The 14,393-nt window shown below is 69.3% G+C and carries 12 protein-coding genes; 10 read left to right on the plus strand and 2 right to left on the minus strand.

The annotated features are described in order from the left end of the window. The first annotated feature begins 53 nt into the window (after positions 1-53). Both G6N60_RS05365 and G6N60_RS05370 read left to right on the plus strand, forming a co-directional pair. Positions 54-4,004, plus strand: a complete 3,951-nt coding sequence (locus G6N60_RS05365; protein WP_163733566.1) for a DNA-directed RNA polymerase subunit beta' — start codon at positions 54-56, stop codon at positions 4,002-4,004. Between the two features lie 140 nt (positions 4,005-4,144). Further along, positions 4,145-5,008: a type IV toxin-antitoxin system AbiEi family antitoxin domain-containing protein gene (locus G6N60_RS05370; protein WP_163733569.1), complete on the plus strand. Its 864-nt coding sequence runs from the start codon at positions 4,145-4,147 to the stop codon at positions 5,006-5,008. Positions 5,009-5,082: 74 nt separating this feature from the next. On the opposite strand, the gene G6N60_RS05375 is transcribed toward G6N60_RS05370, so the two are convergent. Further along, a complete protein-coding gene (locus G6N60_RS05375) occupies positions 5,083-5,922 on the minus strand; it encodes a class II fructose-bisphosphate aldolase (protein WP_163733572.1) in 840 nt (279 codons plus the stop codon). 77 nt (positions 5,923-5,999) lie between these two features. Here G6N60_RS05375 and G6N60_RS05380 point away from each other — a divergent pair, with 77 nt between their 5' ends. From G6N60_RS05380 to G6N60_RS05395, 4 genes are read left to right on the plus strand one after another with little or no spacing between them, the layout of a single operon-like run. Continuing rightward, a complete protein-coding gene (locus tag G6N60_RS05380; RefSeq protein WP_163733575.1) occupies positions 6,000-7,262 on the plus strand; it encodes an FGGY family carbohydrate kinase in 1,263 nt (420 codons plus the stop codon). Continuing rightward, positions 7,259-8,032, plus strand: coding sequence for a DeoR/GlpR family DNA-binding transcription regulator (locus G6N60_RS05385; protein WP_163733578.1), 774 nt, complete (start codon positions 7,259-7,261; stop codon positions 8,030-8,032). Before G6N60_RS05380 ends, G6N60_RS05385 begins: the two co-directional genes overlap by 4 nt. Next, entirely contained in the window at positions 8,029-8,967 is a 939-nt protein-coding gene (locus G6N60_RS05390) for a 1-phosphofructokinase family hexose kinase (protein WP_163733581.1), read from the plus strand. Before G6N60_RS05385 ends, G6N60_RS05390 begins: the two co-directional genes overlap by 4 nt. Positions 8,968-8,998: 31 nt before the next feature. Next, positions 8,999-9,748 carry a deoxyribonuclease IV gene (locus G6N60_RS05395; RefSeq protein ID WP_163733584.1) on the plus strand — a complete coding sequence of 250 codons (750 nt, stop codon included), beginning with the start codon at positions 8,999-9,001 and terminating at the stop codon, positions 9,746-9,748. A gap of 45 nt (positions 9,749-9,793) precedes the next feature. On the opposite strand, the gene G6N60_RS05400 is transcribed toward G6N60_RS05395, so the two are convergent. After that, positions 9,794-10,135, minus strand: a complete 342-nt coding sequence (locus G6N60_RS05400; protein ID WP_163733587.1) for a cupin domain-containing protein — start codon at positions 10,133-10,135, stop codon at positions 9,794-9,796. A 62-nt stretch (positions 10,136-10,197) separates the two neighbouring features. On the opposite strand from G6N60_RS05400, the gene G6N60_RS05405 reads away from it, so the two are divergent. The 4 genes from G6N60_RS05405 to G6N60_RS05420 all read left to right on the plus strand — a co-directional run bounded on the left by G6N60_RS05405 (position 10,198) and on the right by G6N60_RS05420 (position 14,390). After that, on the plus strand, positions 10,198-11,865 hold the full coding sequence (locus tag G6N60_RS05405) for an acyl-CoA dehydrogenase family protein (RefSeq protein WP_163733590.1): 1,668 nt from the start codon (positions 10,198-10,200) through the stop codon (positions 11,863-11,865). An 85-nt stretch (positions 11,866-11,950) separates the two neighbouring features. Beyond that, positions 11,951-12,889, plus strand: coding sequence for a crotonase/enoyl-CoA hydratase family protein (locus G6N60_RS05410; RefSeq protein WP_163733593.1), 939 nt, complete (start codon positions 11,951-11,953; stop codon positions 12,887-12,889). 11 nt (positions 12,890-12,900) lie between these two features. After that, positions 12,901-13,614: a PaaX family transcriptional regulator C-terminal domain-containing protein gene (locus G6N60_RS05415; protein ID WP_163743505.1), complete on the plus strand. Its 714-nt coding sequence runs from the start codon at positions 12,901-12,903 to the stop codon at positions 13,612-13,614. Continuing rightward, positions 13,611-14,390 carry a crotonase/enoyl-CoA hydratase family protein gene (locus G6N60_RS05420; protein WP_163733596.1) on the plus strand — a complete coding sequence of 260 codons (780 nt, stop codon included), beginning with the start codon at positions 13,611-13,613 and terminating at the stop codon, positions 14,388-14,390. Before G6N60_RS05415 ends, G6N60_RS05420 begins: the two co-directional genes overlap by 4 nt. The last annotated feature ends 3 nt before the right edge of the window (positions 14,391-14,393 follow it).

The raw sequence follows: 14,393 nt of genomic DNA on the forward strand, positions 1-14,393 counted from the left end.
TCAGCTGCTTTTGATTGATAGTCATCTAGTCCCGCAAGGGGAAAGGGAGTTACGTGCTCGACGTCAACTTCTTCGATGAACTCCGCATTGGCCTCGCCACTGCGGACGACATCCGCAACTGGTCCTACGGCGAAGTCAAGAAGCCGGAGACCATCAACTACCGCACGCTCAAGCCAGAGAAGGACGGCCTGTTCTGCGAGAAGATCTTCGGACCGACTCGCGACTGGGAGTGCTACTGCGGCAAGTACAAGCGCGTGCGCTTCAAGGGCATCGTCTGTGAGCGCTGCGGCGTCGAGGTCACTCGCGCCAAGGTGCGTCGCGAGCGGATGGGCCACATCGAACTGGCCGCGCCCGTCACGCACATCTGGTACTTCAAGGGCGTTCCCTCGCGCTTGGGCTACCTGCTGGACCTCGCCCCGAAGGATCTCGAGAAGATCATCTACTTCGCGGCGTACGTGATCACCTCGGTCGACACCGAGCAGCGCCACAACGACCTGTCGACGCTCGAGGCCGAGATGGTCGTCGAGAAGAAGGCCGTGGAGGACCAGCGCGATCTGGACCTCGCCGAGCGGAGCCAGAAGCTCGAGGCCGACATGGCCGAGCTCGAGCGCGACGGCGCCAAGTCCGACGTCCGCCGCAAGGTGCGCGACGGTGGCGAGCGCGAGATGCGTCAGCTCCGCGACCGGGCCCAGCGCGAGCTGGACCGCCTGGACGAGGTGTGGACGACGTTCGTGAAGCTGGCTCCCAAGCAGCTGATCGTCGACGAGGTGCTCTACCGCGAGATCATCGACCGCTACGGCGAGTACTTCACCGGAGCGATGGGTGCGGAGTCGATCAAGAAGCTCATCGAGAACTTCGACATCGACGCCGAGGCCGAGAGCCTGCGCGACACCATCAAGAACGGCAAGGGTCAGAAGAAGCTTCGCGCCCTCAAGCGACTGAAGGTCGTCGCCGCGTTCCAGATGAACCGCAACTCGCCGATGGGCATGGTGCTCGACGCCGTTCCGGTGATCCCGCCGGAGCTGCGCCCGATGGTCCAGCTCGACGGTGGCCGCTTCGCCACCTCCGACCTGAACGACCTGTACCGCCGCGTCATCAACCGCAACAACCGGTTGAAGCGACTGATCGACCTCGGCGCGCCCGAGATCATCGTCAACAACGAGAAGCGCATGCTTCAGGAGTCCGTCGACGCACTGTTCGACAACGGGCGTCGTGGCCGTCCGGTCACCGGGCCGGGCAACCGTCCGCTGAAGTCGCTGTCGGATCTGTTGAAGGGCAAGCAGGGTCGGTTCCGTCAGAACCTGCTCGGCAAGCGCGTCGACTACTCGGGCCGTTCGGTCATCGTCGTCGGCCCGCAGCTCAAGCTGCACCAGTGCGGTCTGCCGAAGCTCATGGCACTCGAGCTGTTCAAGCCGTTCGTGATGAAGCGCCTGGTCGACCTGAACCACGCGCAGAACATCAAGAGCGCCAAGCGGATGGTCGAGCGTCAGCGCCCGCAGGTGTGGGACGTCCTCGAAGAGGTCATCTCCGAGCACCCCGTGCTGCTGAACCGCGCGCCCACGCTGCACCGGTTGGGCATCCAGGCCTTCGAGCCACAGTTGGTCGAAGGCAAGGCCATTCAGCTGCACCCGCTGGTGTGTGAGGCGTTCAACGCCGACTTCGACGGTGACCAGATGGCAGTCCACCTGCCGCTGTCCGCCGAGGCGCAGGCCGAGGCGCGCATCTTGATGCTGTCGAGCAACAACATCCTGTCTCCCGCGTCGGGCCGCCCGCTGGCCATGCCGCGTCTGGACATGGTGACGGGTCTGTTCTTCCTGACCACCGAGATCGAGGGCGACAAGGGCGAATACGTCCCCGCCGCCAACGATCAGCCGGAGACCGGTGTGTTCAGCTCGCCCGCCGAGGCCATCATGGCCATGGACCGGGAGACGCTGTCGGTGCGCGCCAAGATCAAGGTTCGGCTGACGCACCTGCGTCCGCCGGCCGACGTCGAGGCTGCGCAGTTCCCGGACGGCTGGAAGATGGGCGACGCCTGGTTGGCGGAGACCACCCTGGGTCGCGTGCTCTTCAACGAGCTGCTGCCGCGGGGCTACCCGTTCGTCAACAAGCAGATGCACAAGAAGGTCCAGGCGTCGATCATCAACGATCTCGCCGAGCGCTACCCGATGATCGTGGTCGCGCAGACCGTCGACAAGCTCAAGGACGCCGGCTTCCACTGGGCCACCCGCTCGGGTGTCACGGTGTCCATGGCCGACGTGCTGGTGCCGCCGAACAAGGCGCAGATCCTCGACGCCTACGAGCAGCAGGCCGACGCGATCGAGAAGAAGTACCAGCGTGGCCTCCTGGAGAAGATCGAACGCACCGACGCGTTGGTGAAGATCTGGAAGGAAGCCACCGAAGAGGTCGGCAACGCGTTGCGGGAGCACTACCCGTCGACGAACTCGATCATCACGCTGATCGACTCCGGCGCCACGGGTACCTTCAACCAGACCCGTACGTTGGCCGGCATGAAGGGCCTGGTGACGAACCCGAAGGGTGAGTTCATCCCGCGCCCGATCAAGTCGTCCTTCCGCGAGGGCCTGACCGTGTTGGAGTACTTCATCAACACGCACAGCGCCCGAAAGGGTCTGGCGGACACCGCTCTTCGTACGGCGGACTCGGGTTACCTGACCCGTCGTCTGGTCGACGTGTCTCAGGACGTCATCGTGCGCGAGCACGATTGCGAGACCGAGCGCGGCATCATGACGACGATCGCGACGCTGGAGGCCGATGGCACCCTCACCCGCGACGCGCACGTCGAGACCTCGACGTACGCGCGGACGCTGGCCGTGGACGCGATCGACGCCAACGGCAACGTGGTGGTCGAGCGTGGACACGACCTGGGCGACCCGGCGATCGACGCGCTGCTCGCTGCCGGCATCACCGAGGTGAAGGTCCGCTCCGTGCTGACCTGCACCACGGGCACCGGCGTGTGCGCCACCTGCTACGGCCGTTCGATGGCCACCGGCAAGCTGGTCGACATCGGTGAGGCCGTCGGCATCGTCGCCGCGCAGTCCATCGGTGAGCCCGGCACGCAGCTGACCATGCGTACCTTCAAGCAGGAGGGTGGCGTCGGTGAGGACATCACCGGCGGTCTGCCTCGCGTGCAGGAGCTGTTCGAGGCCCGCGTGCCCCGCAACACCGCTCCGATCGCGGACGTCACCGGTCGGGTCAACATCGAAGTGGGCGACAAGTTCTACAAGATGACGATCGTGCCGGACGACGGTGGCGAAGAAGTCGTGTACGACAAGCTCACCCGCCGTCAGCGCCTGAAGGTGTTCAAGCACGAGGACGGCTCGGAGCGCCTGCTCGCCGATGGTGACCACGTCGAGGTCGGCCAGCAGCTCATGGAGGGCTCGGCCAATCCGCACGAGGTGTTGCGCGTCCAGGGTCCCCGCGAGGTGCAGATCCACCTCGTCAAGGAGGTCCAGGAGGTGTACCGCGCTCAGGGTGTGTCGATCCACGACAAGCACATCGAGGTCATCGTGCGGCAGATGCTGCGTCGCGTGACGATCATCGACTCGGGTTCCACGGAATTCCTGCCCGGTTCGCTCACCGAGCGTGCCGAGTTCGAGTCCGAGAACCGTCGCGTCGTGGCCGAGGGTGGCGAGCCCGCGGCCGGTCGTCCGGTGCTGATGGGTATCACGAAGGCATCGCTGGCCACGGATTCGTGGCTGTCGGCGGCGTCGTTCCAGGAGACCACGCGAGTCCTGACCGATGCGGCGATCAACTGCCGCAGCGACAGGCTCAACGGTCTGAAGGAGAACGTGATCATCGGCAAGCTGATCCCGGCCGGTACCGGCATCAGCCGCTACCGCAACATCACGGTGCAGCCGACCGAGGAGGCTCGGGCCGCCGCGTACACGATCCCGTCCTACGAGGATCAGTACTACAGCCCCGACTTCGGTCAGGGCTCCGGCCAGGCCGTGCCGCTGGACGATTACGGATTCAGCGACTACCGGTAAGAAGTCCTTCTGCGCGAGCAGACGCAAAGGGCCCTCAATCCACTGGATTGAGGGCCCTTTTCGTCTGTTCGCGAGGGAGTTATCCACAGGACGGCGGAGTGGTCTAGCGCGGCACTCGCCACGGCGGCAGCCTCGATGAGATGTACATCCACGATTTGATCACCCGCGGCGGCGGCTTGATCACGGCCGAGCAGATGCAGGCCGTGATGTCGCGCAAGATGTTCCGAACGCTCGTCCGGTCGGGAGATGTGGTGCGCGTGTGCCACGGCGTCTACGGGCTCCGGCAACCCAATACGGTCGGCAAACTTGCGGCACTCGACATGATGGTGGGTTGCACGATGGTTGCGTGCATGGGAACTGCGGCCAAGCTGCACGGCTTCGACACCGAGAAGGATGCACGCGTGCACGTGCTTGACCCCGGCCTACGGGTTCGGCCCACCAACGGGGTCATGGTGCACCAACGGGTGGGTGCGCCACTGTGCAAGGTCGACGGGAGACTGGCGACTGCGCCGGCATGGACGGCGGTCGAGGTGGCGCGGACTCTGCGGAGACCGCGCGCCCTGGCGATTCTCGATGCCGCACTCCACGTAAACGCTTGCAGCACGGATGATCTCCGCGCTGCCGTCGACGAGCAGAAGGGGCGCCGCGGAATCGTGCGGGTGCGCGAAATGCTGGAGCACGCAGACGGCCGCGCCGAGTCCCCCATGGAGAGCGAAGCGCGACTGGTCTTCATCGATCACGGCCTGCCACTGCCCGAATTGCAGTACGAAATCGTCGACCTGTGCGGTGATCTGTGGCGCGTCGACTTCGCCTGGCTCGAGGCCAAGGTGGTGGCGGAGTACGACAGCATTGAATGGCACGCGAACCCCACCACCTGGAAACGCGATCGTCTGAAGGTGGAGCGGTTGAAGGACTGCGGATGGACGACGGTGCCGATGGTCGTCGACGACGTGCGTCTACACGCCCGGCCGCTGGTGAGCCGCATCGAGCGACTCCTCACCTAACCCCGCCGAGCAGACGCAAAGGGCCCTCGTTGGGGGCAAACGAGGGCCCTTTGCGTCTGCTCGCGGGGAAGGACCTAGCCGCTGACGACGTCCACGAGGTGCGCGACGGTGTCGGCCACCGCGGCCCGGGCCGCCGTCAGCGCGCGGCGGGGATCGACGGTGTCGGCGGCCAGCGCATTGCGCAGGGCGCCGCTGTAGGCGACGTTGAGCGCGGTGCCGACGTTCACCTTGACGATGCCCGCCCGCACTGCGGCCCGCAGCGCGTCGTCGGGCACGCCCGAAGACCCGTGCAGCACCAGGGGTACCGGGACCGCGTCGCGCAGGGCGGCGATGAGGTCGACGTCGAGTTCGGCGGTCTGCGTCGTCATGGCGTGGGAGCTGCCGACGGCGACGGCGAGCGCGTCAACCCCTGTCGCAGAGACGAATTCGGCCGCCTGGCGCAGGTCGGTGCGCACGCCAGGGGCGTGCGCGCTAGTGACCTGGGTGCCCTTGCCGCCGACGTAGCCCAGCTCGGCCTCGACCGCGAGGCCCCGGTCGTGCAGCGTGGCGGTGGCGGCCGCCGTGACGGCCACGTTGCGGTCGTAGGGGAGTGCGCCGCCGTCGACCATCACCGACGAAAAGCCCGCCGCGGCGGCCTGCTCCCACAGCTCGGCGGCCTCGACGTGGTCGAGGTGCAGGGCGACGGGGACGTCGGCCGCGGCGGCGAGCGCGGCCAACGCGGCGGTGATCGGGTGCACGGTGCCGTGGAACGCGGCCGTGTTCTCGCTGACCTGCAGGATGACGGGGGCCGACGCCCGCTGCGCGCCGGCGACGATTCCCTCGGCGTGCTCGAGCGTGACCACGTTGAAGGCCGCGACGCCGTGCCCGCGAGTCGCCGCATTCGCGACGAGTTCGGCGGTGGTCACCAGTGCCATGCGGCTCCTCACGGGGCTTGACGAAAGTCCAATCAGACGCAACCATATCCAGACAAACCCAATGGGGGCAAGGAGCAATGGTGACGGCGTTCGCGGGCCTCGACGTCGGGACGACGTCCAGCAAGGCCGTGGTGTACCGCGCCGACGGCGTCGTCCTCGGCACGGGCCGCGCCGACACCACCTGGGACACCGGCCGCGACGGCACCCAGATCGACGCAGAGTCGTTGTGCCGCAGCGCCTTCGATGCCCTCAGCGCGGCGGCCACCGCGGCGGCCGTGCCCGTGGCGGCCGTCGGCGTCACCAGCATGGGGGAGTCCGGTGTGCTGGTGGACGGGCACGAGCGCGTGCTCGCCCCCGTCATCGCCTGGCATGACGGCAGAGACGACGCCGAGGTGGCCGACCTCGCCGCGGCGATCGGCGCCGACACCTTCGGCGGCATCGCGGGAAAGCCTCTGCGCGGCCAGTTCTCGCTCACCAAGCACCGCTGGCTGCTGCGTCACGTGCCGCTGAGCCGCGCGGCGACGACGCGGTTCGACGTCGGCGGCTGGGTGGTGCGGCGCCTCGGGGGCGACGCCGTCCTCGAACTGTCCCTCGCGGGGCGCACGGGATGGCTCGACGTGGCGTCCCGCGACTGGTGGGACGATGCGCTGGACTGGTCCGGCGCCACGCGTGCGCTGATGCCGCCGCTGGTTGGGGCAGGCGTGGCCGTCGGGTCCGTCACGTCCGAGGCCGTCAGCCCGCACCTGCGGGGCGCGGTGCTGACACTGGCGGGCCACGACCACCAGGCAGCCGCGCTCGGCGCGCGCGCGAATGACGAAGGCGTCGAACTGGATTCGTCGGGTACGGCCGAGGCGCTGGTGCGCACGGTGGCCGCGGTGCCTGCCCGCGCCGACGTCGCACGGCTCGCGGCGGCGGGCATCACGACCGACCCGAGCATCGAGCCCGGGCGTTGGAACCTGCTGGGCGGGACGGAGGGGGGACTGGCCCAGCTGCGCGTGCTGGAGCGCTTCGGCGTGGACCCCGGCGACGTCGCCGAGCTGGACGCCGCCGCCGAGCGCCCCGGCAGTGAACGCGGCGCCGAGTGGCGTGCCGTGGTGGCCGCCGCGGCCGACGAGGCGTCGGCGTTGCACCAGGCGATGGACGACGTGGTCGGGCCTGCGGTGCGCGTGGTGGTCACCGGGGGCTGGCGTCATTCCGCTGAGGTCATGCGCGCTAAGGCCGCTCGGTTTGGGCCCGTCGAGGTGTCCGCGGTCGAGGAGGCGGGGGCGCTCGGTGCGGCCACCCTGGCTGCCCGCGCGATCGACGCGATCGGCCCGCACGACCACCTGGGTCAACCGTGACCAGGACGTGGTTCGCAAACGAGCGGCACGCCGAGATCCTGCGGCTCCTTGGCGACGAGCGTCGCGTCGAAAGTGCCTTCCTCACAACGTTGTTCGGGGTCAGTGCCGAGAGCGTTCGCAAGGATCTCGCCCTGCTCGAGGCGCGGGGTCTGCTGCGGCGCGTCCATGGGGGCGCCGTGCCCCGCGAGCCCAGCCGGGCCGAACCGCACGTCGCCGATCGCGGGGATCGCGTGGCGCAGAAGTCGGCGATCGCCCACCGCGCCGTGGACTTCGTGCCCGACGGGGGATCGCTTCTGCTCGATGCCGGCTCCACGACGCTGCGGCTGGCCGAGCTGCTGCCCGTCGATCGAAACCTGGTCGCCTACACCAATTCCTGGCCCGTCGGCGCTGCCCTGCAGAGACGGGACGTCGACGTGGTACTGCTCGGCGGCCGCATCCGGCCGGCGACGATGGCGGCCGTCGGGGCGCTGACGGCCCAGGCGCTGGCGTCGGTCAACGTCGACGTGGCCTTCCTCGGCACGAACGGGCTGACCCTCGACCGCGGGCTGACCACGCCCGACCCCGACGAGGCGGACGTCAAGCGATTGATGCTCGCGGCGGCCAAACAGCGTGTCTTCCTGGTGGATTCGAGCAAGTTCGGTCGTGCGAGCCTCGCGCGCCACGCCGAGCTGTCCGACGTCGACGTGCTCATCACCGACGACGGGGTGACCCGGGGCCAACTCGACGGACTGCGAGCGGCGGGCATCGCGGTGGAGGTCGTCGCTCCGTGATCGTCACCGTGACCCCCAACCCGAGCCTGGACCGCACGCTGCACCTGCCCCACCTGACGCTGGGCGGGGTGAACCGCGCCACCGCGACGATGGTGGAGCCCAGCGGCAAGGGGGTCAACGTCGCGCTCGCCCTGCACGGTGTCGGCGTCGGCGTGTGCGCGGTCCTGCCGACCGGGGCCGAGGACGACATGGGCGCCCGGCTCACCGATGCGGGCCTGCGCGTCGTGGCAGTACCGATCGCTGGTCGAATCCGCAGCAACCTCTCCCTCGTCGAGGCCGACGGGCGCAGCACCAAGGTCAACGAGCCGGGGCCCCACCTCACCGACGCGGAGGCCGACGCGTTGTGCGCGGCGGCGCTGTCGGTGGGCGCCCCCGATGACTGGGTGCTGTGGGCGGGCAGCCTGCCTGCGGGCTTCACCCCGGCCCGGCTCGCCGGCGCGGTGGCGTCGGCGCGGACCGCGGGTCGCCGGGTGGCGCTCGACGCGTCGGGTACGGCGCTGCGGACCGTTCTGGAGAATCCCCGCGACGGCCTGCCCCACCTCGTGAAGCCCAACGCCGACGAGCTGGCCGAGGTGGTCGGTGCCACGCTGCGGACCGTCGGGGACGTCACGGCCGCGGCCCACGCGCTGCTGGCGCGCGGCGTGCGGACGGTCCTGGTGAGCCTCGGCGGCGACGGGGCGGTGCTCGTCGACGCGGCACTGCCGACCCCGCTGTACGGCACCGCCGCTCCGAGCCGGGTCGTGAACACTGTCGGCGCGGGCGATGCGTTCCTCGCCGGCTTCCTGGCTTCTCCCCACGGCGGCGCGGACGGGTTGGCGAACGCACTGCGCTTCGGCGCCGCCGCCGTCGAGCAGGCGGGCACGCTTCTCGGGACGCTCGATCCGCACCGGCCCGTGCACGTCGGCCCGGCCAGGGCGGATACGCCGCTGAGCTGAGGCTGTCGGGCCCCGTCACTAGACTGGCCGGGTGCTGATCGGTTCGCATGTCCACGACGAAGATCCCCTGGCCGCCGCGGCGGCCGAAGGCGCCGAGGCGGTGCAGTTCTTCCTCGGCAACCCGCAGAGCTGGAAGAAGCCGAAGCCCCGCGAGGACGCCGATGCCCTGCGCGCTTCGAGTGTGCCGCTCTATGTGCACGCGCCCTATCTGATCAACGTCGCGTCGGCCAACAACCGCGTCCGCATCCCGTCGCGCAAGATCCTGCAGGACACCTGCGACGCGGCTGCCGCGATCGGGGCGACGGCGGTCATCGTGCACGGCGGGCACGCCGACGACGACGACATGGAGGCCGGATTCGAGCGCTGGGTCAAGGCGCTGGACTACCTCAAGAGCGACGTGCCGGTCTATCTCGAGAACACCGCGGGCGGCGACCATGCCATGGCGCGGCACTTCGACACCATCGCCCGACTGTGGGATCGCATCGGCGACAAGGGGATTGGCTTCTGCCTCGACACGTGCCACGCGTGGGCGGCTGGTGAGGCACTCATCGATGCCGTGGAACGCATCCAGTCGATCACCGGCCGCATCGACCTGGTGCACTGCAACGACTCGCGCGACGCCGCGGGCTCCGGCGCCGACCGGCACGCCAACTTCGGGACCGGGCAGATCGACCCGCAGTTGTTGGTGGCCGTCGTGAAGGCCGCCGACGCCCCCGTCATCTGCGAGACGTCCGACGAGGGCCGCAAGGACGACATCGCGTTCCTCCGCGAGAACGTCTGACGCGCCGGTCGAGCTCTGGCCGGCACATCGCTCCCGCGGCCGTCATCACATGCTGACGAGGTAGATCTTCCTGAGGGTCTCGGTGACGGTCCACACCGTCTCGGCGCCTGCGGTCAGTCGGACGAGATCGCCGGGGCGGAGGTGCATCGTCGGCCGACCGTCGGCGAATTCGACTGCCGCCGAACCCGATAGCACGACGAACACCTCGTCGGTCTCCACGTCACTCATCACGCCCGGCGTCATCTCCCAGACCCCGACCTCCAGGCCGGCGAACGCATCGAGCGCTGCCGCGGCGGTGGTGGGCTCGCCGCGCACGGTCTGGGCCGGGGGCACGGGCTCGTGGTCGAGGGCGATCGTCGCGGCGGGGACGACGGAGTTCGGTTGCATGGGTCGAGTATCGCGCTATTACGACTCTTGTGCAGCTGTCGAGAAAATGTAACAGTGAAGCCATGAGCGATACCCACGTCGTCACCAACCAGGTTCCCCCACTCGAGGACTACAACCCCGCGACATCCCCCGTGCTGGCCGAGGCGCTGATCCGCGAGGGCGGCGAATGGGGCGTCGACGAGGTCACCGAGTTGGGGGCGGTCGGCGGCTCGCGGCAGGCCCAACGCTGGGGTGAGCTGGCCGACCGCAACCAGCCCGTATTGCACACCCATGATCGCTACGGCCATCGCATCGACGAGGTCGAGTACGACCCCGCCTATCACGAACTCATGCGCACGGCCATCGCCCACGGCGTGCACGCCGCGCCGTGGGCCGACGACCGGCCGGGCGCGCACGTCGTCCGGGCGGCCAAGGAATCGGTGTGGACGCCGGAGGCGGGGCACGTCTGCCCCATCTCGATGACCTACGCCGTCGTCCCCGCGCTGCGGCACAATCCAGAACTGGCCGCGGTCTACGAGCCGTTGCTGAGCAGCCGGTCCTATGACCCCGAACTGAAGGTCCCCGCGACGAAGGCCGGTCTCACCGCGGGCATGTCGATGACGGAGAAGCAGGGCGGTTCCGACGTGCGCGCCGGGACCACCGAGGCCACCCCGAACGGTGACGGCACGTACTCGCTGCGGGGCCACAAGTGGTTCACCTCCGCGCCGATGAGCGACGTGTTCCTGGTGCTCGCCCAGGCGCCGACCGGGGGCGAGCGAAGCGACGGGGGATCGGGGGGTTTGAGCTGCTTCTTCCTGCCGCGCGTGCTGCCCGACGGCACCCGCAACCGCATGTTCCTGCAGCGCCTCAAGGACAAGCTGGGCAATCACGCGAACGCGTCCAGCGAGGTGGAGTACGACGGCGCGACCGCGTGGCTCGTCGGCGAGGAGGGGCGCGGCGTGTCGACCATCATCGAGATGGTCAACCTCACCCGACTGGACTGCACGCTGGGCAGCGCCACCAGCATGCGGATGGGTCTGACGCGGGCCATCCATCACGCTCAGCACCGAAAGGCGTTCGGCGCGTACCTGATCGACCAGCCGCTGATGCGCAACGTACTCGCCGACCTCGCGGTGGAGGCCGAGGCCGCGACGATGCTCGCGATGCGCATGGCGGGCGCCACCGACGCGGCCACTCGCGGCGACGAGCGGGAGACCCTGCTGCGGCGCATCGGCCTCGCGGCGGGCAAGTACTGGGTCTGCAAGCGCGCCACCCCGCACGCGGCCGAGGCGATGGAGTGCCTTGGCGGCAATGGCTACGTCGAGGAATCGGGCATGCCGAGGCTCTACCGCGAGGCGTCGCTGATGGGCATCTGGGAGGGTTCCGGGAACGTCAGTGCGCTGGATACGTTGCGCGCCATGGCAACTCGACCCGAGTGCATCGACGTGCTGTTCGACGAACTGGACCGTACCGCCGGTCATGATCCCCGGCTCGACGCCCACGTCGGCGCGCTGCGGTCGAGCCTCGGTGCGGCGGACGACCTGGTGGCCATCCAGTACCGGGCCCGCCAGACCGCCGAGGACATCTCACTCGCGCTGCAGGGCTCGCTGCTGGTGCGCCACGGCCATCCCGCGGTTGCCGAGGCGTTCCTGGCCAGCCGACTCGGCGGGCAGTGGGGCGGCGCGTTCGGCACGCTCCCGACGGGGCTGGACCTCGGTCCGATCATCGAGCGCGCGCTGGTCAAGGGATGACTTCTCCCGCCGAGCAGCCGCAAACATGCACTGAACCTCGGCGTGTCGCGCACCTTTGCGGCTGCTCGCGCAGGGGAGTGGGGGCATGACGCACGCGATCAGACCCGTGAACTTCGACGACCTCAAGACGATGACCTACGAGGTGACCGATCGCGTCGCGCGCATCACCTTCAACCGGCCGGAGAAGGGCAACGCGATCGTGGCGGACACCCCGCTGGAGCTGTCGGCTCTGGTGGAGCGCGCCGATCTCGACCCCAACGTGCACGTGATCCTGGTTTCCGGTCGGGGACAAGGGTTTTGCGCTGGCTTCGATCTGTCGGCCTACGCCGACCGCACGTCGTCGGCGGGCGGCACCGGCAGCTACCGGGGCACGGTGCTCGACGGGAGGACCCAGGCGGTCAACCACCTGCCCGATCAGCCGTGGGACCCCATGGTCGACTACCAGATGATGAGTCGCTTCGTGCGCGGGTTCGCCAGCCTGATGCACGCCGACAAGCCGACGGTGGTCAAGATCCACGGCTACTGCGTCGCGGGCGGCACCGACATCGCCCTGCACGCCGACCAGGTGATCGCGGCGTCCGACGCCAAGATCGGTTATCCGCCGATGCGGGTGTGGGGCGTGCCCGCCGCCGGATTGTGGGCGCACCGCCTCGGTGATCAGCGCGCGAAACGCCTTCTCTTCACCGGTGATTGCATCAGCGGAGCCCAGGCCGCCGAGTGGGGGCTGGCCGTCGAGGCGCCCGCGCCGGAGGACCTCGACGAGCGCACCGAGAACCTCGTTGCGCGCATCGCCGCCATGCCGGTGAATCAGCTCATCATGGCCAAGCTGGCGCTGAACACCGCGCTGTACAACCAGGGCGTCGCCACCAGCAGCATGGTCAGCACGGTGTTCGACGGCGTGGCCCGGCACACGCCGGAGGGGCACGCGTTCGTCGCCCAGGCCACCGAGCACGGTTTCCGCGAGGCGGTCAGGGCCCGCGACGAACCCTTCGGCGATGCCGGCCGCAAGACGTCGGGGGTCTAGTGCTCACTCGGCTGACGGCGCGCTCGGTGGTGTTGAGCGTCCTGCTCGGCGCGCACCCCGCGTGGGCATCGGCGGCCGAATTGATCACGCTGACATCTGATTTCGGCATCCGCGAAGCCACGCTGCGGGTGGCGCTGACGCGGATGGTGGGCGCGGGTGACCTGGTCCGCTCCGCCGACGGTTACCGACTATCGGACCGTCTGCTGGCCCGGCAGCAGCGCCAGGACGACGCGCTGAACCCCAGGGTGCGGCGCTGGGACGGCACCTGGACGACGCTGGTGGTGACCAGCGTCGGCACGGACGCCAGGACCCGGGCTGCACTGCGAACGACCCTGCAGGACATGCGTTTCGGCGAGTTACGCGAAGGCGTCTGGATGCGCCCGGCCAACCTGGACCAGCACCTGCCCGACGACGTGGCGGCCCGGCTGCGCGTGCTGACGGCCTGTGACGACGATCCGGCGGGGTTGGTCACGGCCCTGTGGGACCTGCCGACGTGGGCCCTGACCGGGCACCGCCTGCTCGACGAGATGTCGGGTGTAGCAGACGTTCCCGCGCGTTTCGTCGCCGCGGCCGGGATGGTCAGGCACCTGCTCGCCGACCCGGTGCTGCCGGAGGAACTGCTGCCCGACGGATGGCCCGGCGCGGCGCTACGGCAGGCTTATCACGACTTCGCCGCCGAGTTGGCGACCCGACGCACGAACACCGAACTGATGGAGGCGACATGACGGACGACGGCACCGGCGGCGGCGTCCGCGTCGAACGCCACGGCCCGGTCACCACGGTGATCATGAACCGACCGCAGGCGCGCAACGCCGTCAACGGGCCTGCCGCGGCGGGACTGCACGCCGCGTTCGAGGAGTTCGACCGCGACGACTCCGCCGCGGTCGCGGTGCTGTGGGGTGATAACGGAACCTTCTGTGCGGGAGCGGATCTGAAGGCCTTCGGCACGCCGGACGCCAACCCGGTCCATCGCACCGGGCCCGGTCCGATGGGCCCGTCGCGCATGGAGCTGTCCAAGCCCGTGATCGCCGCGGTGAGCGGTTTCGCCGTGGCGGGTGGTCTCGAGCTGGCGCTGTGGTGCGACCTGCGGGTGGTCGAGGAGGACGCCGTCTTCGGGGTCTACTGCCGGCGATGGGGCGTGCCGTTGATCGACGGCGGCACCGTGCGTCTGCCCCGGCTGATCGGTCACAGCCGGGCGATGGATCTGATCCTCACCGGTCGCAGCGTCGACGCGAGTGAGGCGTTCGCGATCGGGCTGGCCAACCGGGTGGTGGCGCACGGTCAGGCCCGCGCGGCCGCCGAGGCGTTGGCCGCCGAGCTCGCCGCGCTGCCCCAGCAGTGTCTGCGCGCCGACCGGCTGTCGGCGATCGGGCAGTGGGGCATGTCGGAGCGGGAGGCGATGGACGTCGAGTTCGGTAGCATGTCCCAGGTGGCGTCCGAATCACTCTCGGGGGCAAGGCGTTTCGCCGACGGTGCGGGCAGGCACGGCGCCAAGGCGTGACGG

It is taken from the genome of Mycolicibacterium madagascariense, assembly GCF_010729665.1.
Classification (GTDB): domain Bacteria; phylum Actinomycetota; class Actinomycetes; order Mycobacteriales; family Mycobacteriaceae; genus Mycobacterium; species Mycobacterium madagascariense.